The sequence below is a fragment of the Chromohalobacter sp. genome, from assembly GCF_039830575.1.
Classification (GTDB): domain Bacteria; phylum Pseudomonadota; class Gammaproteobacteria; order Pseudomonadales; family Halomonadaceae; genus Chromohalobacter; species Chromohalobacter israelensis.
Genome location: NZ_JBDOOX010000003.1, coordinates 287,821 through 311,885, shown reverse-complemented (window position 1 = coordinate 311,885; position 24,065 = coordinate 287,821). Strand labels below are relative to the sequence as shown.

The window sequence follows — 24,065 nt, the reverse complement described above, 5'->3', positions numbered from 1 at the left end:
GCAGCCTCCCTATAGGCGTTACGCAGTGGCTTCGGCGTAGCGACGAGCCACTTCGTCCCAATCGATGACCTCGAAGAAGGCCTTGATGTACTCGGGACGCTTGTTCTGGTACTTGAGGTAGTAGGCGTGCTCCCACACGTCCAGCCCCAGAATCGGCGTGTTGCCGTGCATCAGCGGGCTATCCTGGTTGAGCGTGTTTTCCACGACCAGATGCTTGGCCGGCGTGACCGACAGCCAGGCCCAGCCACTGCCGAAGCGCTTGACGGCCGCCTGAGTGAAGGCTTCGCGGAAGGCGTCATCACCGCCCAGGTCGCGCTCGATGGCCGAAGCCAGATCGCCCTTGGCGGCACCGCCACCCTGCGGCGACATGACGGTCCAGAACAGCGAGTGGTTGGCATGGCCACCACCGTTGTTGATGACCGCCTGACGCTTGTCTTCCGGTACGCGCTCAAGCTCGCCCAACAGGGTTTCGACGGGCAGCGATTCGAGCCCGGTGCCTTCCAGCGCCGCATTCAGATTGTTGACGTAGGTCTGATGGTGACGGCTATGGTGAATCTCCATGGTCAACGCATCGATGTGCGGTTCCAGAGCATCATAGGCATAGGGTAACGTCGGCAGTTGATGCGCCACGACATACCTCCATAATTAATCTTTCATCGAATGTCGAGCGTTGGCCGGACATTGCGCCAACGGCAAGTTGTACTTATCAATAATAGTTTTCATTGCAGGTTTGTCAATTACTTAGCCGCCTTCGCGAGGTGTCAGAACACCTTGTCGAGCACGAACATCAACATGAAACCGCCCAGCACGCCGAAGGTCGCATCGCCCTCGTGTCCCTTGCGGTGCGACTCGGGAATGATCTCGTGACTGATCACGAACAACATGGCCCCGGCGGCGAACGCCAGACCGAAGGGCAGCAGGGCATCGACGATATGCACCGCGAGCGCGCCGATGACACCACCCACAGGCTCCACCAGGCCGCTCAAGAACGCTGCTCCCAATGCCGTGGGGCGCGAGTAGCCGATGGCCAGCAGCCCCAGGGAGACGATCAGCCCTTCGGGCAGGTTCTGAAGGCCGATACCCAGCGTCAACGCCACGCCGGCGGCCATGTCGCCGCGCGCATAGCCCACCCCGACCGCCAGCCCCTCGGGGAAGTTATGAATGGTGATGGCAAAGATGAACAGCCAGATGCGGCGGATCTGCAAGGCATCGGCACCGCCCTGCTTGCCCAGCGTGAAGTGCTCGTGCGGCACGAAGCGATCCATTCCCCAGACCAGGAGGCCGCCGCAGACGATCCCGGCACAGACGATCGTCAAGGCCCAGCCGATCGTGCCGGTCAAGGCCAGGGAATCCTCGTAGGCCGGCATGGCCAGGGAGTACGCCGTCGCGGCAAGCATCACGCCGGCACCGAAGCCCATCAAGGCATCCTCGAGACGCTGACTGATGTGGCGCAGCACCATGATCGGCAGCGCGCCCACCGGCGTGAACAACCCCGCCACCAGGCTCGCCAGCATCCCCGCCTGGAGCGTGGACAACGTTCCCAGCCAATCGCGCATCTGGGCCCCCAGCCACCACACCAGCAAGGCGCCCACGGCCGCGACGAGCAGAATCCCCAACGCCCAGCGACGCCGAATGAAGCCGCCACTGGCCATGGAGGGCGCGTGTGTCTCTTGCATGCAGGGTCTCCTTGTCGCGTCGAGATCGTTCATCGTGCCACGGCCGGCAGATGACGATAATAATGATCCCAGAGTATCACCGCGCCGGCCACGCCGCCCGGCAGCAGCACGAGGTTGAGCACCGGTACCCAGGTCGCCAGCGACATGCCCAGACCGAAGGTCAGCGTCGGCCACCAGCGTGCACGCAATCGCCGTCGCATGTCGCTAAAGCTCACCTGATTATTGTCCATGGGATAATCCAGGTATTGAATCGCCAGCATCCAGGCCGAAAAGGCGGCCCACAGCAGCGGCATGAACATGTTCACGCCCGGCACGAAGCCCAGCACGAACAACAGCGCCATGCGCGGCAGCATGTAGCGCAACTTGACGAGTTCGCGCCCCAGGGCATCGACACCGGCGCGCATCAGGCTCCGCGTGTCATCGGGCGGGCTGCCGGTGAGTCGCCATTCGACCTTCTCGGCGAGAAAGCCATAGAAAGGTGCGGCGATCAGGTTGGTCACCAGCGTGAAGGTGAAGAACACCATCAACAGCAAGCTCACTACCAGAAGCGGCCAGATCAGCCATTCCAGCCACTCGAGCCACCCCGGCACCTTGAGCATCCAATAGTCCAGCCAGCCGCCGAAATGCGTGAACAGATAGGCGAGCGTTGCGGCATACAACACCAGGTTGACCAAGACCGGGGCAATGACGAAACGTCGCATGCCCGGCGACAACACGAGCCGTGTTCCGCGTCCGATGGCCGTGAAAGCGTGCAGCATCGCAGGAATTCCTCGACGAACGATGACGGAGGCCATGCGCGACAGCATGGCATGCTTGCCATCCAGCGCCCATCTTTCGCGCTGGATGAGAAATTTCATACTCGTATGATGCCATATCAGACTTAATGCTCAGCCAAAGGCATGAGCCACTCGGCCTTTCGGCGCAACCGGGCGAATCGAGCGTCGGCGCGACGTCGCCTTGTGCTAACGTTCCTAGCACCGGGATGCCTGCATGGCAGTGCTCAGGCGCTCCCACCCGCCTGCTTGCATGACGCCGGGCCCGGCATCGCGACGAGAGAACACCGCATGGTCAATGTCCCGGGGGTCGCTGCCCCCGATCATCCCGATGAAACGCGTCGCCTCGACGAGCTGCACCGCCTGGGGTTGATGGATACCCCGCCCGAGAAGCGTTTCGACGACATCACCCGGCTGGCCGCCCGAGTCTTCGGCGTGCCCATTGTGCTGATCACACTGGTTGACCGCCACCGTCAGTGGTTCAAGTCGCGTTTCGGCATTGATGCCTGTGAAACGTCCCGCGACAACGCCTTTTGCGCGCACGCCTTGCTGGAACGCAAGCTGCTGGTGATCGAGGATACCACCCGAGATGCGCGTTTCCGTGACCATCCGCTGGTCACCGAGACGCCTTACATTCGCTTTTATGCCGGCGCCGTCATTCGCACGGCCGCGGGGCTGCCACTGGGCACGCTGTGCCTGATCGATCGCCATCCACGCCATTTCGATGCCTCCCAGCGCGAGATATTGCTCGATCTCGCCCGACTGGTGGAGAACGAAATCGGCGACGATGCCATCATGCGGCTGGAACGCGCACGCGCGGAGATCGGCACGCAATTCGATCCGCAAACTCGCCTGGCCACGCAGCAGCGCTTTCAACAACTCATCGAGGCGCGTCTGAACGCGCTCTCCGATGACGACACCCTGTGCGGCGTGGCGGCCATCGATCTCTACGGCATGCGCGCGATACGCACGCGCTTCTCGCTCCAGGTCAGCAACAATGTCCTGATGCGATGCATCGCCCGGGTCGAGAAGGCTCTGGACGGATTCGTCTTCGACCTGGCGCGTATCGATGACCAGCGTCTGGGCGTCCTGCTCTATCGCGGCGACGCCACACGCATGGCTGCCACCATGGCGGCACTGGCCACCACGCTGCGCGCCCCCTACATCGCCGCCGGCAAGACGGTCACCGCGGCCGCTCGCGTGGTCTGGGCCCATGATGCTCCCCGGCTTGGCCATGCCGACGACATTCTCTCCGCCTTGCAGCATACCTGCCGCCGGCTCCACAGCGAACGCGGCGCCGACCTGTTTCGTCTCGATACGCCCGAGGTCCTGCCGCGTCTGACGCGCCGCAATCTGTTGCGTCGACGCACCGCCTCGGCCCTGGCCGAGGATCGCTTCTGTCTGCACTATCAACCCCAGGTCAGCGTGCGCGACTTTCGCGTGCACGGCTTCGAGGCATTGCTGCGCTGGCACGATACAGAATTGGGGTGGGTCAACCCTCAGGATATCGTCGACATCGCCGAAGAAATCGATCTCGGCGATCAACTGGATATCTGGGTCTTGCGGCGGGTCATGCGACAGCTTTCCGTATGGCGGGATCGCGGGCACGACGTGTTGCCGGTGGCGCTCAATATCTCGCAGGAGCAGCTCGCCCGACCTGCCTTCGCCGACCGGTTCTGCGCATTGCTTGCCCAATACCGCTTGCCGGGCCGCCTGCTCAAGCTGGAAGTACTGGAACGCTCGCTGATCGACGACCCCGAGGCCATCATCGAGAGCATGCAACGCCTCAAGCGTCATGGCGTGGGCTTCGCCATCGACGACTTCGGCACCGGTTACTCGTCGCTCGCCTACCTCACGCGCATCCCCTTCGACACGCTCAAGATCGACAAGAGCTTCATCGAGCGTATCGGCGACGACCCGCGCGTGGGCTCACTGGTACGCTCGATCATCTCGCTGGGACGCGATGCCGGCATGCACGTCGTCGCCGAGGGTGTGGAAACCGACGCCCAGGTCCAGCGCCTGCGCGACTTTTACTGCCACAGCATACAGGGCCATGTGTTCTCGGGCGCCCTGCCACCGACGCATGCCGAAGCGTTGCTGCACAACGCCGCGAACGTCACCCCGCCCGGTCAGTGACGCCTGGCCTCACTGACCCAGCGACTCATCCAGATCACCGGGGTCGGTATGCCGAACATCGAGTCCCTTGACCAGATAGATGACGTGTTCGGCGAGATTGTCGGCATGGTCGCCTACCCGCTCCAGCGCGCGCAGAATGGTCATCACGCTGAGGATGGTGGTGATGGCACGCGGATCTTCCATCATGAAGGTCACCAGCGAGCGCGTGGCCGTGGTGTATTCATTGTCGACGGACTCATCCTCGTGCAGCACGTCCAGCGCCAGACGCGTGTCGAAACGCGCGAAGGCCGTCAACGCATCGCGCAGCATCTTGCGCACGTGCTCGCTCAAGTGACGAATCTCGACCATGCCGCGCGAATGCCGTCCCGCCTCGATGAGCGCCAGGGCGTTGCGGGCGATCTTGTTGGCTTCGTCGCCGACGCGCTCGAGGTCCGAGGTGGCGCGAATCACCGCCAGCACCAGGCGCAGATCGGACGCCGCCGGCTGACGACGTGCCAGGACGCGCGTGCACTCCTCGTCGATCTTGAGTTGCATGTCGTTGACGGCGGTATCGTTGTCGCGCACCCGCTCGGCGGTACGGCTATCGCCTTCGAGCAATGCCTCGACGGCGTCCTGCACCTGTTTCTCGACCAGTCCGCCCATGGCCATCAACTGGGTCTTGAGTTGCTCCAGTTCCTGGTTGAACTGGCGTGAAATATGCTGACTGTGCGTTTCGTTGGTAATGTCCATGGCACTGCTCCGCTGATAGGAATCGCCGCGACTCACCCCACGCGGCCGGTGATGTAATCTTCGGTGCGCCGTAGGCGCGGATTGGTGAACAGGGTATCGGTCGGGGCGTACTCGACCAGCTCGCCACCGTGCAGGAACGCGGTGTAATCGGAGACCCGCGCCGCCTGCTGCATGTTGTGCGTGACCAGAACCAGCGTCAGCTGCGATTTCAGCCCGCGAATCAACTCCTCGATCTTGAGCGTCGAGATCGGATCCAGTGCCGAGGCCGGCTCGTCGAGCAGCAGCACGTCGGGGCGCACCGCCAGTGTCCGGGCGATCACCAGGCGCTGCTGCTGACCGCCCGACAACGTCCAGGCCGAGGCATGCAGGTTCGTCTTCACCTCGTCCCACAGCGCCGCCGACAGCAACGCCCATTCGATGATCTCGTCCAGCTCGCGCTTGCGTCGAATGCCCTGCAGGCGGAGCCCATAGGCCACGTTTTCGTAGATCGACATGGGAAACGGATTGGGTGCCTGAAAGACCATGCCCACGCGCCGACGCAGCTCGGCCACGTCGACCTCGCGGGCGTGGATATCCTGCCCCTCGAGCCGGATGCGGCCCGTCCGCGTCACCTGGTCGTTGAGGTCGTGCAATCGGTTGAGCGCACGCAACAACGTCGACTTGCCGCACCCCGAGGGTCCGATGAACGCCGTCACTCGATGCCGCGGCACCTTGAGCGTCAAATCGCTCAGCGCCGGCTTGTCGTCATAGGCAAGCGACAGGTTCTCGATATCGAAGCAACTCGACGCCGAGGAGAAATCGACCACCGGCGGCGACCCACGCACGGCCTCGCCGGAAGGAAAAGAAGCGGCTGACAACGGTGACGAGCCTCCTACGAACGTTCCAGTGCACGGTGACGTGCCCTGAGATGATGACGCAACAATATTGCAGTTAGATTAAGCACGACGATGACCGCGACCAGCAATGTCGCCGTGGCGAACACCAGCGGCATCGCGGCGTCGGCATCGCGGCTGGCGAAACCGAGATCGAACACGTGATAGCCAAGATGCATGAACTTGCTTTCGAGGTGCAGGAAAGGAAATTCGCCATCCAGCGGAATCTCCGGTGCCAGCTTGGCCACCCCGACCAGCATCAGCGGCGCCACTTCGCCGGCGGCGCGCGCCACGGCCAGGATGACCCCGGTGAGCATCGACGGCAACGCCATGGGCACCACCACGCGCTTGAGCGTCTCGAAACGTGTCGCGCCCAGCGCCAGCGACCCCTCGCGGAGCGTACCGGGCACCCGCGCCAGCCCCTCCTCGGTGGCCACGATCACCACTGGCAACGTCAGCAAGGCCAGCGTCAGCGACGCCCACAACAGCCCCCCGGTGCCGAAGGTCGGCGAAGGCAGCGCCTCGGCGTAGAACCAGCGGTCGATTTGCCCGCCGAGCCCGTAGACGAACACGCCCAGACCGAACACGCCGTAGACGATCGACGGCACCCCGGCCAGGTTGCGCACCGCGATACGCACCAGCCGCGTCACGGGCCCCTGGCGTGCGACTTCGTTGAGATACAACGCCGCCAGCACCCCGAACGGCGTGACCACCAGCGACATCAATATCACCATCAGCAGGGTGCCGAAGATCGCCGGCCATACCCCGCCTTCGACGCGCCCATCGCCGGGCGCCTCGCTGAGAAAGCGCCACACGCCATCCACCCAGGCCAGCAGCTTGTCGCCGACATGCATGCGATTGGGCCAGGCCAGCGACTGGACCTGGGCGAACGGCAAGGTCACGTCACGCCCCTCGACATTGTGCAGGGACAACGTGGCGAGCTCGGCATCGCCTGCCAGCGCCTGGTGCAGCCGCGATTCGGCGGCATCGCCGCGGAGTCGCTCCCCGGCCGGTGTCGTCACCGCCGCCAGGCGACCGATGAACGGCCCCCAGTCCCGCCGCTGCACATAGACCAGGGACGCCGGCGTCTCGCGCTCGACGATGCTGTCCACCGCGATCCAGCGCCATACCTGCCCGTCGAGATCGCGGTTGGCGGTGAAGTAGCGACGAGTCTCGGCCTCGCCGCCACGGGGAATGCCGGCGACCTGTTGACCGTTCTCGAGGGTGAGGCGCTCGATGTCGGCGGGCCAGAAATGCGCCAGGCCGCGCACGGCGATCAAGGCCAGCAATGCCACCACGGCCAGCAGCGAAAGCGCCACGCAGGCGCCGCTCAGCCAGCGCCACAGGCTGTCGCGTCCCAGTCGCCATCTCATGCGCGCGCTCCATAACGCCGGTAACGACGCTTGAGTCGCCAACGCACCACTTCGGCGAGGGTATTGACGACGAAGGTGAACACGAACAACAGCAGCGCTCCGAGCAGCAAGAGGCGATAATGCGTGCCTCCCACCGCGGCTTCGGGCAATTCGATGGCCAGATTGGCGGCCAGCGAGCGCAGCCCCTCGAAGAGACTCGGCGACATCAATGGCGTATTGCCGGTGGCCATCAGCACGATCATGGTTTCTCCCACGGCACGCCCCGCGCCGATCATCACCGCCGCGAGAATACCCGGCGCGGCGGCGGGCAACTGCACGCGCCATAACGTCTGGGCCCGGGTCGCCCCCAGCGCCAGGGACCCCTCCGCCAGCGAGCGGGGAACGCCGGAAAGCGCCTCCTCGGCCAGCGAGTAGAGCGTCGGGATGACGGCCAGTCCCATGGCCATGCCGACGATCAGTGCATTGCGCTGCGCGTAGTCCCAGCCCAGCGTCTGCTGCATCCAGGCTCGCAGGTCACCGCCGAACCACCAGGCCTCGAGCCAGGGCGAAACGCTCAACGCCGCCCAGCACAGCAGCGCCAGGGGCACGATCAATCCCACGCCGACGCCCACCGGCGGCAAGCGCGCCTCCCAGCGCGCGGGCAGACGCCGCCACAACCAGCCGCACGCCACGCTCCCCAGCGGGACGCAAATGAAAAGCGCCAGGGTGCCGGCAAGGTGTTGCTCGACGAAGGGGGCCACGAGCAAGCCCGCGACGAACCCGATGACCACGCCAGGCAGGGCCTCCATCAACTCGATGGCCGGTTTGAGGCGTGCGCGCTGGCGCGTCGACATGTAACACGCACTGTGCACCGCCGCGCCCAAGGCCAACGGTACCGCGAAGACCATCGCCCAGGCTGCCGCCTTGAGGGTGCCCCACGCCAGCGGCACCAGGCTGTACTTGGGCTCCGCGTCGCCGCTGGCGGCCGCCGCCCAGCGCCACTCGTCGCTGGCGTAGCCCTCGTACGTCTGCGGCATCCAGAGCGTGGCGGTGCTCACGGCAGCGTGCGGGGCCTCGACGGCCAGCCGATAAAGGCGTCCGGTCTCGCTCAACCAGCGCACCCGATTACCGCGCGCGTCGCTCGACAGGGTGACCGGAAGCGATGCCTCGGGTGCCACGCCCTGCCAGCGCTGGCCGCTCATCGCCTGATAGAGTCCCAGCCGGCCGTCGGCATCCAGTGCCAGCCACAGGCGTTGACGCGGCAGGGCCAGCAGCCGGCGTACCGGTGCCTCGCCCAGGGCGGCATAGGGCGTCTCGGCTGCTTGCCAGCCTTGATCGTCCGGACGTTGCCGCCAACGCCGCAAGCCGCCCTCGGCGTCACCGACGACCAGCGTGCGGCCTCCCTGCAGGAACGCCAGGGCCGTTATCGGCGCGGCCGTTTCGGCACGTGCCAATGGCGCAACGCTGCCATCCGGGGACAGCTTCCACGAGGTCAAGCGTGTCCCCTGGGACATGACTAGATGCCCCTCGCGGCCCAGGGCAAGATGTTCGGCCCGATCCGGCAGGGCGATACGCCGTGCCGTCTCGCCGTCATGCCACAAGGCCGCCACCTGGCCGTCCGCATCGCGTCCGGCCAGCGCCCAGCCATGCGTCGTGGACTGCAAGTGCAGCGCGGCGACCGGCGCCGAGGCAAACAGCCGCCAGCGCGTGGCCTGCGTCCAGCGTGGCTGGCCCCGGGCATCGCGCGGCACCACGCTCACCTCGCCATTGTCCAGGCCCACGGCCAGCGGCAGGGTTTCGCTCGCCTCGGTGACCGTCGTCACGCGGGGCTCTTCGGTCAGCGTCGCCACCTCGCCCTGGGCATCGAACACGCGCCCATTCGCGCTCAGCCAGTATTCGCCATCCTCCGCCAGCCAGACGATGGAGGCTCCCGACGTGGCCGGCGAGGGCTCGGCATCGACCTCGACCGAGGCATCCTCGAACAACGGCAACACGGCCAGCGTCAGATAGACACCGATGGCCAGCACCGCCGCGACCACGCCGATGCCGCTGGCCGCGATCGCGCCCGACGCCAGGCGATCGAGACGCTGGCGTGCGCGACGATTGGCACGCTGGGGAGAAACGAAAGGGTCGGTCATCGGCGAACCCGGCGGCAATCCATGCCATGCAAGTGAAGGTGGAGCATCAGATTACGTCAGTTTGATGACGATTGCGTGACATCGGCAAGGGGTGGCAGTCGCAACGCTCGTCTGGCACTGGCCAGGCGCGACTCGGGCAACGGCACGAACCCCTGACGGGCGACCACGGCCTGGCCCTCGGGCGACAGCACCAGGTCGAAGAAAGCGCGTTCCAGAGGGGGGAGGGACTCGCCCGGCGCCAGGTTGACGTAGAGATACAACGGTCGCGTCAGGGGATAGCGGCCACTGACGACGTTGTCGTGCGTGGGCAGACGTGGCGTGCCCCGGTCATCGCGCAGCGCCACCACCTTGACCATCGCCGTGGGATATCCCAGGCCGGCATAGCCGATCGCCTCGCGCGAGCGACCCACCGCGGCCACCACCGCCGAGGATCCCGGAACCTCGTTGACATCGCGGCGAAAATCGCCCCCGCACAGCGCCTCCTGCTTGAACAGCGCATGCGATCCCGAGGCGGTGTTGCGGCCGAAGCGCACGATCCCGCGTGACGCCCATCCGGGCGCATCGACGCCGAGATCGCCCCAGCGTTCGATGCTCGGCGCGTGCCCGCAGAAGCGAGTGTCGGCGAACAACGCCTCGACCTGCGCCGGCGAGAGCGAATCGAGTGGATTGTCGCGGTGCACGAAGAGCGTCAACGCATCCAGCGCCACGGGAACCGCCACCGGCGGATACCCCTGGCGAGCGATGAATTCGCCACGCTCGGCCTCGGTCATGGGACGGGACATGGCCCCGAAGCGCGTGACGCCCTCCGCCAGGGCCGGTGGCGCCGTTCCCGAGCCCGAAGCCTGCACCTGCAGGCGTACCTGCGGGTGTCGCGCGGTGAGCCGTTCTCCCCACTGGATCATCAGCCCGCCCAGCGTATCCGAGCCGATCGACCCTAGCGTGCCGCTCAGCGGCGTCGCCATCGCCAGCATCGGCAACAGCAGCGTTCCCAGAAGAACCGTCAAGCACCGCCCCAGCGCCCCGGGCCGGCTCGTCCGTATCGCGTTCATCAAAGCTTTCAACGCCCCGCCTCCCGTTCTCGCCCGCGACGCCCTTGCCGGACGACTGGTCGTCGAGGCCCGGCGGCGTTTACTATGAGCCTGGTTGCAGCGGCGCGTCGACCGTATGGCAGCAACGCTCACCACGCCATCTGCAACGACGTTCAACAACAACAATCGCCAGGATCCCCAGCATGCACGAACTCGACGACATTCCCACGCCCCAGGGCGAGCTCACGCTCAAGCTCGTGACCCGGCGCCAGGATACCAATCTCTACGGCGATATCCCCGGCGGCTGGCTCATGGCGCAGATGGACCAGGCCGCCGAACTCGCCGCGGGACGCCTGGCCCGTGGCCGCACCGCCACGGTGGCCACCGAGGGCATGGACTTCCTGTGCCCGGTGCGGGTGGGCGCGATGGTCAATATCTTCACCCAGGTACGCGAGGTCGGTCGCAGTTCGATCAAGCTGGATGTCGAGGTCTGGATTCGCCCGCCCCACGAACGCGACCCCGAGGAACGCTACAAGGTCACCGAGGCACGTTTCGTGATGGTGGCGCTGGACGACAATGGCCGCATCCGTCCGGTGCCCGAGGCCTAATCCGCCTCGTCCGAATGCCGGCCGCCGCGCCTTACCAGCCGGTAGCTCAATCCCAGGGCCAGTACCGCGGCGGCCAATGCCAGGATCATCAAGGGATCGATGGTTTCCATGTCCATGACCATGAACTTGCGGACCAGGGCCATGATCGCGATCAGCACCACGATCTCGACCTGGATGAAGCCGCCGCGTTCCTCCATGGTGCGCACGATGGAATTGTTGAACTCCATGGCGATCAGCACCGTCAGGATCATGTCGAATACCGCCTGGAAGACGCGGTAATCGAAGGGATCGCGCGTCTGCACGAACAGCAGCTCGATCACGTGCATGATCAGATAATACAGCGCCACCAGCACCACGCAGCCGATCGCCACCGTGAGCACCAGTGACACCAGCCGCTCGAAGCGTTGATAGCCGGAGAGCTGCGACCACTGGTCCATCAGCTCGGGAAACCATTTCTTCATTGCTTGTCGCTCCTGTCGCGGCCGGGGCCTGACGTCATGGGCAAGATATCGGCACACCCAGGCATCATAGCGGCGTGAGCTTGGCGAATCCCAGAACCAGCCATTTGTCGCCTTCGTCCTCGAAACTGACATGGACGCGCGCTCTGGCGCCTTCGCCCTCGGCATTGAGGATCACACCTTCTCCGAAGACCGGATGGCTGACGCGCTGCCCCAGGCTCAAGGCGGGCTGATCGTCGTCGCTCGATACGCTCTGCTGCTGGGAAAGCCCGCGCCCCGGGCGCGTGGTGACCGGGCGCGAGACCTGCCCGCGCAGACGCACTTCCTCGAGCAGCGCCTCGGGCAGCTCATGGAGGAAGCGTGACGGTCGCGAGAAGGTTTCTTTGCCATGCAGGCGCCGTATCTCGGCGTGGGTCAGGTACAGCTTGCGCATGGCACGGGTCACCCCGACATAGCACAGGCGCCGCTCTTCCTCGAGACGTCCCGGTTCTTCCAGCGACATCTTGTGCGGAAACAGCCCTTCCTCGACCCCGGCGACGAATACCACCGGAAACTCCAGCCCCTTGGCCGAGTGCAGCGTCATCAGCTGCACGCTGTCCTCGAAATCGTCGGCTTCGTGATCGCCGGCGTTGAGAGCGGCCTCCGCCAGGAATGGCTCCAGTGCCGCCGCTCCCTCGCCGATTTCCTGCAACGAGAACGGATCGCCCTGGGCGAAGTTGCGCGCCGCATTGATCAGTTCCTCGAGGTTCTCGACACGCGCCTGCCCTTTTTCGCCCTTTTCGTTGCGGTGATGTTCGAGCAGGCCTGTGGCATGGAGAACGTGTTCGATCAGCTCGTGCAGCGCCATGCCGGCGGTATCGTTGTCGAGACGCTCGATCAGGTCCGAGAATGCCGACAGTGCGCTCGCCGCGCGTCCCTTGAGCGCCCCCTCGCTGAGGCTGTCATGCAGGGCCTGCCACAACGACACTGATTGCGTGCGGGCACGCTCGCGCAGCACTTCCACGGTACGTGTGCCGATGCCGCGCGCCGGCACATTGACCACGCGCTCCAGCGAGGCATCGTCGTCACGCGTGAGCATCAAGCGGAGATACGCCAGGGCGTTCTTGATCTCGAGACGCTCGTAGAAGCGCTGGCCGCCATAGATGCGATACGGCACGCCGCTGCGAATCAAGGCCTCCTCGAGCACCCGCGACTGAGCGTTGGAACGATAGAGGATCGCGATGTCGCGACGCGCACTGCCCTTGTTCACTTCCTCGTTGAGGGTGTCGACGATGAAGCGGGCCTCGTCGAGATCGTTGAAGCCGGCGTACACCGAGATCGGTTCGCCCTGCACGCCGTCGGTCCACAGCTCCTTGCCCATGCGCCCCGCGTTATGACTGATCAAGGCATTGGCGGCTTCGAGGATGGCGCTGGTCGAGCGGTAGTTCTGTTCAAGACGTACCGTCGAGGTGTTCGGAAACTCCTCGGCGAAGCGGCGGATGTTTTCGACCTTGGCACCGCGCCAGCCGTAGATCGACTGGTCGTCGTCGCCGACCACGGTCATGCCCGCGCGGTCGCCGGCCAGCAGCTTGAGCCAGGCGTACTGCAAGGTATTGGTGTCCTGGAATTCGTCGACCAGCAGATGGCTGAAACGCTCGCGATAGTGGGCCAGCAGGGCCGGGTTGTCGCGCAGCAACTCCAGGCCGCGCAGCAACAGCTCGCCGAAATCGACCAGCCCGGCCCGCTCGCAGGCCAGTTGGTAGCGCTCGTAGAGCTCGACCATCTGCCCCATGTAGGCATCGCCATGCGTCTGCACCTGATGCGCGCGCAGCCCTTCTTCCTTGCAGCCGCTGATGAAGTACTGCACCTGCTTGGGCGGAAAGCGCTCGTCATCGATGCGATGATCCTTGAGCAATCGCTTGACCAGGCGCAGTTGATCGTCGCCATCGATGATCTGGAAGTGCTGGGGCAGCCGCGCATCGTGCCAATGGGTCCGCAGCAGACGGTGCGCGATGGAGTGGAAGGTCCCCACCCACATGTTGCGCAACGACAGACCCAGCAGCGCCTCGAGACGCGTGCGCATCTCGCGCGCCGCCTTGTTGGTGAAGGTCACGGCGAGAATCGCGTAGGGCGACAGCCCCTCCACCTGCATCAGCCAGGCGATACGATGCACCAAGACACGCGTCTTGCCCGAGCCGGCGCCGGCCAGTACCAGCAAATTGCCCTGCGGATGGCTCACGGCCTCGCGCTGGGCCGTGTTCAGCGAATCGAGTAGCGGCGAAACGTCGCCCGGCGAAACGTCGTCCATGGATCACGTATCTTGGCGTTGCGAAATGAGCGACCAGCTTAGCATAGCCAGCCCGCGCTTCGGTCGCCGGCTATGTCTCGTCTTCCTCGCCGGCTTCGGGAAAGCGCAGCGGCACCAGGCTCTTCTTCACCGACTTGAGCTGCTCCGCCAGCTTGGGACCGCGCGTCTTGGCGACCCCCACGGCCAGCACATCGATGATCACCAGGTGGGCGACGCGGGAACTCATCGGCGTATAGATCTCGGTATCCTCGTGAACGTCGATGTAAAGCGGCAAGGTGACCTCGCTGGCCAGAGGCGAGTCGCTGGGGCATAGCCCGATCACCGTGGCCCCGGTCTCGCGCGCCAGGCGCACGCTGGCGACCAGCGCCCGGGTGCGCCCGGTCTGCGAAATGGCGACCACCACGTCGCGAGGCGTCAACGTCACCGCCGACATGTTCTGCATGTGCGGGTCGGTATAGGCAGCGGTGGAAATCTGCAGGCGAAAGAACTTGTGCTGGGCATCGAACGCCACCGCACCCGAGGCCCCGAAGCCGTAGAACTCCACGCGATTGGCCATGGCCAGGGCGGTCACCGCCTTGCCCAGGGCCGCGTGATCGAGACGATCACGTACCGACAGCAACGTGCCCACGGTGGAATCGAAGATGTTGTGGGCGAACTCGGCGACGCTGTCGCTATCGTTCATCGAGAACTGTGCGAACTGGCTGCCCGTGGCGAGCATCTGCGCCAGCTTGAGCTTGAAGTCCTGGAATCCGTTGCATCCCAGCGCGCGACAAAAACGCACCACGGTCGGCTCGCTGACCTTGGCCTCGGTGGCCAGATCGACGATGCGCATGTGGATAACGTCTTCGGGGTGACGCAATACGAAACGTGCCACCTTCTGCTCGGAGCGTCGGAAATGCTCCATACGGCGTCTCATTTCATCGAACAAGGCACTGCTCATGGTGGCGCGACTCCTAGGCTGACCCTTAACGGCGTGACGACAAGCTCGACGCTAGTATGCCCCAGGCGTTGAAAAACAGAAAAAAGTCCGTTTCCACCCTGACGGTCACAATTCTGTCAAGTGAGGTATAGTAATAACGTCAAGCGGAACGCGGCTGAACGACGAAAGGCCGGTTGTGAAGACGATTGGGAGATTCGATATGCGCGATGCCGAACATCTTCAATCCTTGAAAAGCGAGCTACTCGACATCCACATGAGTCTGGAAATGGTCGAGCACGAGCAACGCAAGAAGAACGCCGCGACGCGATACCTGCGCGCCCGGCGCGGCATTGAACTGCATCAGGAATTCAAGCGACTGGAACGCGACATCGTCGATTACGACGAGTGGCAATAAGCGCGACTTCCAGCGCTGAACAGGGCGAGGCCCGGGCAGGTTTTGCAGAGCCCCGGCGCGGACGAGGCACGCCCGCGCCGGGTTGTCGAACGCCTTTTACAGGCTGTTGACGAACACGATCACCACGCCGATGGGGGCGATGAACCGCACCGCCAAGCGCCACAGGGCGAAGGCGGTCTCGCCCATGTTGAGCTGGGTGCGCAGTTCGTCGCGACCCATGAACCAGCCCACGAACAGCACGGTGGCCAGACCGGTCAGCGGCAGCAGCAGCTTGCTGGTGACATAATCGAGCAAATCGAAGATGGTCATGCCGGCGAACTTGTCGAACATGCCCAAGGGCGCGACATCCCCCCAGATATTGAACGACAGCACCGTGGCCAGCCCCAGCGCCCAGGTCGCCAGACCGGCGACGATCGTCGCGCCCACGCGCGACAGCGGCGAGCGCTCCTCAAGCCATTCCACCACCGGCTCGAGCAGCGAGATCGCCGACGTCCAGGCCGCGAACACCAGCAGCACGAAGAACAGCAGACCGAACAGCCATCCTCCGGCCATGTTGCCGAACGCCAGCGGCAGGGTCTGGAAGATCAGGCCCGGGCCAGCGGCGGCGTCCAGTCCGTTGGCGAACACCACCGGGAAGATCGCCAAGCCGGCGAGCAGGGCGATCACGGTATCCATGACCACCACGATGAGCGCCGAGCGGCCGATGTTGACGTCATCGGAGAGATACGAGCCATACGCCATCATGATGCCCATGCCCAGGCTCAGCGTGAAGAACGCATGCCCCAGTGCGGCGAGCACGCCATCGCTGGTGAGCTTGGAGAAATCCGGGGTGAACAGGTAGGCCGCTCCCTCGGCGAACGCGCCGGTCGTCGCGGCATAGCCGACGAGTATCACCAGCAGCACCGCCAGTGTCGGCATCAGGGTTTTCGCCGCGCGCTCCAGGCCACCGGCCACGCCGCCCACCACGACACCGATCGTCATGAGCATGAACAGGCTGTGCCAGAGCAGCAGCTCGACAGGGCTGGCCAGCAGGTTGCCGAACAGGGTGCCGACACTGTCGTTGTCGAGTCCGCTGAAGGTATCGACCACGGCCATTTGGATGTACGCAAGCGCCCAGCCGCCGATCACGCTATAGAAGGAGAGGATCAGATAGGCGCCCAGAACTCCGGCCACACCGATCAGAACCCAGGCGCGGCTGCGCTTGAGGCGCCGCGTGATGTCGCCCATCGTCGAAATGGGGTTTTTCTGCCCCAGGCGACCGAGCAGCCATTCGGACATCAGCATCGGCAGGCCGACCAGGAAAATGCAGACCAAGTAGATCAGGACGAAAGCGCCGCCGCCGCTCTCGCCGGTCATGTACGGGAACTTCCAGATATTGCCCAGGCCGACCGAGGACCCGACCGCTGCCAGCACGAAGGCCATTCGGGAGGACCATTGAGCGTGCGAATGAGACTTGTAAGACATTGCTTCACCTGAGTTGCGTGGCGTCATCGATCGCTGGAAGCGATGACGGGTATTGTTGTTGCCACGTCCCCTGGGCATGGATCGCACACCGCGACATGGAGCATGACAGGCCCTTGCGATCGCACGGGATCTCGCCGCTGACCACAAGGTGACCGTCGCGCCGGAACGAGCGGCGACAGCCATCGTAGAGTGTCGATAAACACGGATTGAAAAGGCATGCGTCGTCGACGCCACCCATGAAAGGCGCCATTCTAGCGGCAAGCCGTAGCCAAAACCATCCGCCCGATGGCGTCAAGCAATGCCATCGGCACCGCTTCAGAACAAGGCGCTTTGACGCTCTCCGGGAAAGTCGCCCAGGGGAGGAAGCGTCACGCACCGGGAGAGACGTGCATGAAAGCGCCGTGCCAATTGCGGCGCCTGACGGTTGTCCGGCGTGTGCACAAACAAGAAAGGGGTTTTCCCCTGTTTTATCCACAACGCCAGGCGCTCGCACCAAGGGGTAAAAAGCCGCTCGTTGATCTCCATATCACAATGGCCGATGAAACGCACGATAGGCATTCGTCCCGTGGAAATCACGTGTAGCGGGCGTTTCGGCTTTTCGCTCTGCGCCTTGATCAAGCGCGCATCGTCCCCGGCGGGCGTGGCGAAAAGCGGCCTGACATCCAGCATCACACGGTCCACGCCCAAAGTTATCAACAAGCGGTTCAATTGCTGCTCAGCGTCCCCTTTGTGGAAAAATTCACTATGGCGCACCTCCACGGCACAGGGCATGTCCGACGGCCATTTCTCCAAGAATGCCGCCAGAGCCGGCAATTCCCGAGCGCCGAAATCGCGCGGCAATTGCACCATGGTCGGCCCCAGGCGATCGTGTAACGGCGCCAGCGCATCGCAGAATGTCCGGAAGTCGTCTTCGATGCCCACGAGGCGCTTGTCATGGGTCAGTTGCGCCGGCAATTTGAAACAGAATCGGAAATCCGCCGGCGCCTGGCGTGCCCATTGGGCAACCGTGTCCGCTTTCGGCGGCCCGCTGTAGAAGGTGGTATTGCCCTCCACGCTGCCGAACACGGCACCATAGTCGTGCAGCATGCCCGACGACGGCGCATGACGCGCATACAAGCTCCCGCGCCAATCGCCATTGGCCCACATCGGCAGCCCCATGAAGAACCTCGGCCCGATCCCCGTCATGGCGCGCCTCGCGATTGTATCGACCGGCCGCCGCGGCTATGATGCCGCACGCAGGACACCCTGACCGGGTACGCTTCTTGCATCGCACTACCGACCCGCCACGCGGCCACAAGCCAGCGGCGGTCCGCCGACCATCCTCGGCATCGATCCATCTTCCACACCCACGGGAGAGACAACATGAAAGGTTCCTGGCGTTCCTGGTTGACGCTGCTCGAGGGCTGCCTATTGGTCGCGCTCGGCGTGCGCCTTCTGCAATCCGCCGACCTGCTGGTCAGCGGTACGGCGGGGTTGAGCTTGTTGGTCAGCGACTTGCTGCCGGTAAGCTTCGGCATCGCTTTCTTCGTGATCAATCTGCCTTTCTATGGCCTTGCCCTCAAGCAATTGGGCGGCGATTTCACGCTACGCACCCTGGCCAGCGTGACATTGCTGTCGGTCTTGAGCGATACGCTCACCGCCACCTTGCCGCTGGGCAACACCCATCCCGTGGTATGCGCCATCGCGGCGGGCCTGTTGATCGGACTCGGACTGGCCTTGCTGTTTCGCGCCAACGCCTCTCTGGGCGGCCTCAACATCCTGGCCCTGTATCTGGAACGCCGTGCCGGTTTTCACGCCGGTCGCACCACGCTCTGCTGCGACCTGCTCCTGCTGCTGGTGGCCTTCATCGTCTATCCGCTGCCCCAGGTCGCGGGCTCGGCCCTGGCGTTCGTCACCTTGAGCGCGGTACTGGGCCGTTATCACCGCAAGGCCAGCACCCAGCGCCGCCAGCCCGGCGATGACGAGAGCATGCGCATTCCCCGTCGCAAGGGCGCGCTGGTTCCGCATCGTGCCTCGGTATCGCGTCTGCGTGCGCTCCACGAGGAGGGCTGAGCGCACCACGCCACTGGCACGAAGCGCCGCGGCAAGGCATCATCGCTGACGACACCCGGCGGGTGTTTGCCATCGGATTCGAATGTCGAGGTGCCTTGCTTGCTCACGTTCCTGTCGCCACGTATCGCCGACGCCTTCCAGCGGGTGCGCCGGCTCGGTCATGCGCTGTGGTTGCTGCCTGTCTCATTGCTGGCCGCCTGCAGTACGCAAGCGCCGTCGCCCGGCCCCGGCGCACCGCCTCCCGCGACCGCAGAACACATGCGTCCCGCCGCCTGGCAGTCGCTGCCCGGCTGGTCGGACGATCACGTCATCGCCGCCTGGAGCGCCTTTCTCGCCAGCTGCGAGCGTCTGACCGGGAAAGCGCAATGGCGCGATGTCTGCCACGACGCGGTGACCGTCGACCCTCTCGATGAAGTCGCCATCACGCGCTTTTTCGAGACACGTTTCCAGCCTTACCGCCTGGTCAACGACGACGGCTCCACCACGGGCACGATCACCGGCTACTACGAACCCATCCTGAACGGCTCGCGTACACGGCACGGGCCCTACCAGACCCCGCTCTACCGCTTTCCCGACGCCTGGCAGGCGGCACCGCAACGCGTGCGTGCCTCGCAGCGGGAACTGTTGCAAAGCGGAGCCCTGCGCGGCCAGGAGCTGGTCTGGGTCGACGATCCCGTCGAGGCGGCGTTCCTGCAGATCCAGGGGTCGGGGCGTGTCCGTCTGGACGACGGCAGCACCATGCGCGTGGCCTTTGCGGGCACCAACAACCAACCCTTTCGCTCCTTCAACCGTGCCCTGATCGAGCGCGGCGAAATCGACGCCTCCCAGGCGACGCTGCCCGGCGTGCGCGCCTGGGCCAGGCGCCATCCCGAGCGGGTCGAGGAGATGCTCACCGTCAATCCGCGCATGGTCTTCTTTCGAGAACTGGGCAGCGACCATGGCGCGCACCAAGGCCCCATCGGCGCCCTCGGTGTGCCGCTGACGTCCGAACGCAGCCTGGCGGTGGACCCCTCGCAGGTACCGCTGGGCGCACCGGTATTCCTGTCGACGACGGAGCCTGCCTCCGCGCAGCCCCTGCAGCGCCTCATGGTGGCCCAGGACACCGGCAGCGCCATCCAGGGCACGGTGCGCGCGGATTTCTACTGGGGGCACGGCGACACCGCCGGCGAACGCGCCGGACGCATGAAGCAACCCGGTCAGATGTGGGTGCTGATGCCCAAATGACGACACGTCCCCGACCGGGCGTCGGGAAAAAGCGCCAGGGAGGATGACCCATGCACGATCAACCCCAGGCGACGGCGCCACTGGCCGTCGTGACCGGCGCCACCGCCGGGCTAGGACTCGAGACCGCCAAGGGGCTCGCCGCCCACGGCTATCGCGTGATCGTGGCTGCGCGCAACGCGGACAAGGGCGCCTTGGCGTGCCATGCCATCCGCACCCATGTCCCACGCGCCACGGTCCGTCACGAAGCGCTCGACCTCGACAGCCTCGCCTCGGTACGCGACTTCGCCGCACGCCTGAACCGGGACGAATCCTCGCTGGCCCGTTTGATCAACAATGCCGGGATCATGGCCCTGCCACGCCTGGAGCGCACCCGGGATGGCTTCGAGCGACAATGGGGCGTCAACTTCCTGGGCCACTTCCTGCTCACCAGCGAACTGCTGCCGCTGCTCGCCGCCGCGGCATCGCCACGCGTGGTGCAGCTATCCAGCCTCGCCCACCGGGGCGGACGCATCGCCTTCGACGACCCGAACGGCGAGGCGAACTACGATCCCTGGCAAGCCTATCGGCAATCCAAGCTCGCCATGCTGTTGTTCGCCCAGGCGCTGCAGAAACAAAGCGACGCCCGGCAGTGGGGGCTCTTGAGCCTTGCCGCCCATCCCGGGCTGTCGCGTACCGCGCTGTTCGACGACGGCGTGAGAAGCCGTCCGATCATCGGCAGCGTCTTCAAGCTGGCCCTGCCGCTGATCAGTCAATCCGCCGCCGAGGGTGCCCGTCCCATCCTGCACGCCGCGCTCAGCGACACGGTCGGCCCCGGCGATTACATCGGGCCGGACGGTCTGGGCGAAACCCGTGGCGCCCCCAGGGCAGCGCATCGCGCCCGCCACGCACGCGACCCGGCGGTCGAGGCCCGCCTGTGGGAGCTTGCCTGCGACCTCACCGGTGCACGCTGGGATACCACGGCCCCCGCGTAACGGCCCTACAGGCCTTCCTCGAGCAATTGCGGGGCGAAGTAGGTCATGATCAGATCGGCCCCCGCGCGCCGCATGGAGCCCAGCGTCTCGCGGATCACCGCCGCCTCGTCGATCACGCCTTGCTGCGCGGCCATGCGGATCATCGCGTATTCGCCGCTGACCTGATACGCCACCAGCGGCAACAGGCTGTTGCGGCGAATGTCCGCCATGATGTCGAGATACGCCAGCGCCGGCTTGACCATCAGGAAATCGGCCCCTTCGGCCTCGTCGGCCAGCGACTCGCGCAGCGCCTCGCGACGGTTCATGGGATCCATCTGATAGGTGTGGCGATCGCCCTTGAGTTCGGTGCCCGCCGCCTCGCGGAAGGGGCCGTAGAGCGCCGAGGCCAGCTTGGTGGAATACGCCATGATGGGAATGTCTTCGAAACCGGCCTCGTCGAGCGCGCCGCGAATCGCCGCCACCTGGCCGTCCTGGGCCGCCGAAGGCGCGATGATGTCGGCCCCCGCCTTGGCAGCCGCCACGGCCTGAATGCCGAGATTGCGGATGGTCAGGTCGTTGTCGACGGTGTCACCCTTGAGGATGCCGCAATGCCCGTGCGTGGTGTACTCGCAGAAGCAGATATCGGGAATCACCACCATCTCCGGCGCGGCCGTCTTGATGATGCGTACCATGCGCGACACCAGGCCGTTGTCGTCCATGGCATCGCTGCCGTCGGCATCCTTGTGATGCGAAATGCCGAACGGCATGATGCCTCTGAGACCCAGCTCGCTGAGACGTTTCACTTCCGCCGCCAGCTGATTTTCCGGAACGCGATACTGACCCGGCATCCCCTCGATGGGCACGAAGTCGTCCGCGCCTTCCTCCACGAAGATCGGATACACCAGATGCTCCGGACGCAGCGAGGTTTCACGCACGATGTCACGCAGCGAGGAGGTACGCCGCAAGCGCCGCAGACGGGCCTGGGGAAACTGAGCAGGCATGTAGGACTCCTTGGATGGTCGATGGCATGCCGCCGACGCACTCCGATGGCGCGGCGTGCATTGCCTGACATGAACCTTCCACCGATTTTATAGCACGCTAACAAAAACGCCTAGCCGACGGATTGTCGCATCCGTCGGCGGAGGCACGTGTCATTCCACGGTCACCGACTTGGCCAGATTGCGCGGCTGATCGACGTCGGTACCCTTGAGCACGGCGACATGGTAGGCGAGAAGCTGCAGCGGGATGGTGTAGACGATGGGCGCCAGGGCCTCGCTGATCGCCGGCACACGCAGCACGTGCAGGTGCTCGTTGGTCTCCATGCGAATGCTCTCGTCGGCGAACACGAACAACTCGCCGCCGCGGGCACGCACTTCCTGGAGATTGGATTTCAGCTTCTCGAGCAGTTCGTCGTTGGGAGCCACGGCGATCACCGGCATTTCGCTGTCGACCAGTGCCAGGGGACCGTGCTTGAGCTCGCCTGCCGGATAGGCCTCGGCATGGATATAGGAAATTTCCTTGAGCTTGAGCGCACCTTCCTGGGCGATCGGGAAGTGCGCGCCACGCCCCAGAAACAGGGCATGGTGCTTCTCGGCGAATGCCATCGACAAGCGCTCGATCTCCCCATCCAGTGCCAGGACCTGATTGATCACGCCCGGCAGCTCGCGGAGTCCCTGGACGATCGGTGCATGCTCGCCATTGGCGCCACGCACGCGCCCCAGCGCCAATGCCAGCAGCATCAAGGCCACCAGCTGGGTGGTGAAGGCCTTGGTCGAGGCGACCCCGATCTCGGGGCCGGCCTGCGTCATCAGCGTCAGGTCGGATTCGCGCACCAGTGAACTGCCCGGTACGTTGCAGATCGCCAGGCTGCCGCGATAATCGCGTTGCTTGGCAAAGCGCAGCGCCGCCAGGGTATCGGCGGTCTCGCCGGACTGGGACAGCGTCACGAACAGCGTGCCCTCGGGCACCACGACCTCGCGGTAACGGTATTCCGAGGCGACCTCGACCTGGGTCGGCACGCCGGCCAGCTTTTCGATCCAGTAGCGCGCCACCATGCCGGCGTGGTAACTGGTGCCGCAGGCGATGATATGCACCTGCCGCACTCCCCGGAACAACTGCTCGGCATCCGTGCCGAAGCTGTTGACCAGCACTTGATGATCGCCGAGCCGCCCTTCCAGCGTGGCCGCGATGACCTGCGACTGCTCGTGGATTTCCTTGAGCATGAAATGGCGATAACCGCCCTTGCTGGTCACGCCGTCGCCGTGCTCGAAGATTTGCGCCGGACGCTCGACGCGTTCACCGCCCGCGTCGAACAGCTCGATGCTGCCGCCCTGGGACAAGCGCACCACATCGCCTTCCTGCATGTAGATGAAACGATCGGTGACTTGCAACAGCGCCAGCGGGTCGGAAGCCAAAAAGGCCTCGCCGATGCCCACGCCCACCACCAGCGGGCTTCCCTTGCGCGCGCCGATGACCACACCGGGTTGCGCACGGTGCATGACCGCCAGCGCGTAGGCGCCCTCCAGCAAGGCCACGCTGCGTTGCACGGCCTGAAGCAGATCCTGCGCCAGGGTGAACTCACGCGACAACAAGTGCGCGATCACTTCGGTATCGGTTTCGGACGTGAAGACGTAGCCCTGGGCTTCGAGCTCGCCCTTGAGCGCCTCGTGGTTCTCGATGATGCCGTTGTGCACTACCGCCAGGCTATCGCCGGATTGGTGCGGATGCGCATTCTGTTCGCTGGGCCGGCCATGGGTGGCCCAGCGAGTGTGCGCGATCCCCAGATTGCCCTTGAGGGCATTGTCCTCGAGTTTTTCCTCCAGCGCCGCGACCTTGCCCACCGCGCGTTGACGATTTAGCCGCGCATCGTCGGAAAGCACGGCCATGCCCGCCGAGTCGTAGCCGCGGTATTCGAGGCGACGCAACCCCTCGAGAAGGATTTCCTGCACATGACGTGCCGCGACGGCACCTACGATTCCACACAT

The 24,065-nt window shown here is 64.9% G+C and carries 21 protein-coding genes; 6 read left to right on the top strand and 15 right to left on the bottom strand.

Annotated features, from left to right (window positions below; all coding sequences use genetic code 11):
* Positions 1 to 18: 18 nt before the first annotated feature.
* The 3 genes from ABGX75_RS02430 to cysZ form a co-directional block, all read right to left on the bottom strand.
* Positions 19 to 630 carry a superoxide dismutase gene (locus tag ABGX75_RS02430; RefSeq protein WP_011508550.1) on the bottom strand — a complete coding sequence of 204 codons (612 nt, stop codon included), beginning with the start codon at positions 628 to 630 and terminating at the stop codon, positions 19 to 21.
* A gap of 131 nt (positions 631 to 761) precedes the next feature.
* Positions 762 to 1,676 (bottom strand): ZIP family metal transporter, encoded by a 915-nt coding sequence (locus ABGX75_RS02425; protein WP_011508551.1) that lies wholly within the window; start codon positions 1,674 to 1,676, stop codon positions 762 to 764.
* Between the two features lie 29 nt (positions 1,677 to 1,705).
* Complete coding sequence (gene cysZ / locus ABGX75_RS02420; protein ID WP_110061790.1) at positions 1,706 to 2,434, bottom strand: sulfate transporter CysZ; 729 nt, start codon at positions 2,432 to 2,434, stop codon at positions 1,706 to 1,708.
* Between the two features lie 306 nt (positions 2,435 to 2,740).
* Between cysZ and ABGX75_RS02415 the strand changes: the two genes are divergently transcribed.
* Complete coding sequence (locus tag ABGX75_RS02415; RefSeq protein WP_347410809.1) at positions 2,741 to 4,585, top strand: EAL domain-containing protein; 1,845 nt, start codon at positions 2,741 to 2,743, stop codon at positions 4,583 to 4,585.
* A 9-nt stretch (positions 4,586 to 4,594) separates the two neighbouring features.
* Here ABGX75_RS02415 and phoU read toward each other — a convergent pair whose 3' ends face one another.
* The 5 genes from phoU to ABGX75_RS02390 all read right to left on the bottom strand — a co-directional run bounded on the left by phoU (position 4,595) and on the right by ABGX75_RS02390 (position 10,680).
* Entirely contained in the window at positions 4,595 to 5,314 is a 720-nt protein-coding gene (phoU, locus tag ABGX75_RS02410) for a phosphate signaling complex protein PhoU (protein ID WP_110061788.1), read from the bottom strand.
* Positions 5,315 to 5,346: 32 nt separating this feature from the next.
* Positions 5,347 to 6,120 (bottom strand): phosphate ABC transporter ATP-binding protein PstB, encoded by a 774-nt coding sequence (gene pstB / locus ABGX75_RS02405; protein WP_011508555.1) that lies wholly within the window; start codon positions 6,118 to 6,120, stop codon positions 5,347 to 5,349.
* Positions 6,121 to 6,185: 65 nt separating this feature from the next.
* On the bottom strand, positions 6,186 to 7,559 hold the full coding sequence (pstA, locus tag ABGX75_RS02400; protein WP_347410810.1) for a phosphate ABC transporter permease PstA: 1,374 nt from the start codon (positions 7,557 to 7,559) through the stop codon (positions 6,186 to 6,188).
* Positions 7,556 to 9,676 (bottom strand): ABC transporter permease subunit, encoded by a 2,121-nt coding sequence (locus ABGX75_RS02395; protein WP_347410811.1) that lies wholly within the window; start codon positions 9,674 to 9,676, stop codon positions 7,556 to 7,558. The genes pstA and ABGX75_RS02395 overlap by 4 nt, the downstream gene beginning before the upstream one ends.
* Before the next feature lie 56 nt (positions 9,677 to 9,732).
* Positions 9,733 to 10,680, bottom strand: coding sequence for a phosphate ABC transporter substrate-binding protein (locus tag ABGX75_RS02390; RefSeq protein ID WP_148266842.1), 948 nt, complete (start codon positions 10,678 to 10,680; stop codon positions 9,733 to 9,735).
* 227 nt (positions 10,681 to 10,907) lie between these two features.
* Between ABGX75_RS02390 and ABGX75_RS02385 the strand changes: the two genes are divergently transcribed.
* The gene (locus ABGX75_RS02385) at positions 10,908 to 11,312 is read left to right on the top strand and encodes an acyl-CoA thioesterase (RefSeq protein ID WP_011508559.1); all 405 of its coding nucleotides are present in this window, start codon (positions 10,908 to 10,910) and stop codon (positions 11,310 to 11,312) included.
* Here ABGX75_RS02385 and ABGX75_RS02380 read toward each other — a convergent pair.
* The 3 genes from ABGX75_RS02380 to hexR form a co-directional block, all read right to left on the bottom strand.
* Positions 11,309 to 11,773, bottom strand: coding sequence for a phosphate-starvation-inducible PsiE family protein (locus tag ABGX75_RS02380; RefSeq protein ID WP_347410812.1), 465 nt, complete (start codon positions 11,771 to 11,773; stop codon positions 11,309 to 11,311). The genes ABGX75_RS02385 and ABGX75_RS02380 overlap by 4 nt on opposite strands.
* 64 nt (positions 11,774 to 11,837) lie before the next feature.
* The gene (uvrD, locus tag ABGX75_RS02375; protein ID WP_011508561.1) at positions 11,838 to 14,057 is read right to left on the bottom strand and encodes a DNA helicase II; all 2,220 of its coding nucleotides are present in this window, start codon (positions 14,055 to 14,057) and stop codon (positions 11,838 to 11,840) included.
* Between the two features lie 70 nt (positions 14,058 to 14,127).
* A complete protein-coding gene (hexR, locus tag ABGX75_RS02370; protein WP_011508562.1) occupies positions 14,128 to 14,997 on the bottom strand; it encodes a transcriptional regulator HexR in 870 nt (289 codons plus the stop codon).
* A 199-nt stretch (positions 14,998 to 15,196) separates the two neighbouring features.
* Between hexR and ABGX75_RS02365 the strand changes: the two genes are divergently transcribed.
* Positions 15,197 to 15,391 carry a hypothetical protein gene (locus ABGX75_RS02365; protein WP_011508563.1) on the top strand — a complete coding sequence of 65 codons (195 nt, stop codon included), beginning with the start codon at positions 15,197 to 15,199 and terminating at the stop codon, positions 15,389 to 15,391.
* Between the two features lie 96 nt (positions 15,392 to 15,487).
* Here the strand turns inward: ABGX75_RS02365 and ABGX75_RS02360 are convergent, their stop codons facing one another.
* Both ABGX75_RS02360 and ABGX75_RS02355 read right to left on the bottom strand, forming a co-directional pair.
* Entirely contained in the window at positions 15,488 to 16,855 is a 1,368-nt protein-coding gene (locus tag ABGX75_RS02360) for a sodium-dependent transporter (protein WP_347410813.1), read from the bottom strand.
* A 315-nt stretch (positions 16,856 to 17,170) separates the two neighbouring features.
* The gene (locus ABGX75_RS02355; protein ID WP_347410902.1) at positions 17,171 to 18,013 is read right to left on the bottom strand and encodes a DUF72 domain-containing protein; all 843 of its coding nucleotides are present in this window, start codon (positions 18,011 to 18,013) and stop codon (positions 17,171 to 17,173) included.
* 204 nt (positions 18,014 to 18,217) lie between these two features.
* On the opposite strand from ABGX75_RS02355, the gene ABGX75_RS02350 reads away from it, so the two are divergent.
* From ABGX75_RS02350 to ABGX75_RS02340, 3 genes are all read left to right on the top strand, one after another.
* Positions 18,218 to 18,907 carry a YitT family protein gene (locus ABGX75_RS02350; RefSeq protein ID WP_347410814.1) on the top strand — a complete coding sequence of 230 codons (690 nt, stop codon included), beginning with the start codon at positions 18,218 to 18,220 and terminating at the stop codon, positions 18,905 to 18,907.
* Between the two features lie 99 nt (positions 18,908 to 19,006).
* Positions 19,007 to 20,131, top strand: a complete 1,125-nt coding sequence (locus ABGX75_RS02345) for an MltA domain-containing protein (RefSeq protein WP_011508567.1) — start codon at positions 19,007 to 19,009, stop codon at positions 20,129 to 20,131.
* Between the two features lie 50 nt (positions 20,132 to 20,181).
* The gene (locus ABGX75_RS02340; RefSeq protein WP_347410815.1) at positions 20,182 to 21,102 is read left to right on the top strand and encodes an oxidoreductase; all 921 of its coding nucleotides are present in this window, start codon (positions 20,182 to 20,184) and stop codon (positions 21,100 to 21,102) included.
* Between the two features lie 5 nt (positions 21,103 to 21,107).
* Here ABGX75_RS02340 and hemB read toward each other — a convergent pair whose 3' ends face one another.
* Positions 21,108 to 22,082, bottom strand: coding sequence for a porphobilinogen synthase (gene hemB / locus ABGX75_RS02335; RefSeq protein ID WP_110061780.1), 975 nt, complete (start codon positions 22,080 to 22,082; stop codon positions 21,108 to 21,110).
* A gap of 150 nt (positions 22,083 to 22,232) precedes the next feature.
* Positions 22,233 to 24,065: a glutamine--fructose-6-phosphate transaminase (isomerizing) gene (gene glmS, locus ABGX75_RS02330; RefSeq protein WP_347410816.1), complete on the bottom strand. Its 1,833-nt coding sequence runs from the start codon at positions 24,063 to 24,065 to the stop codon at positions 22,233 to 22,235.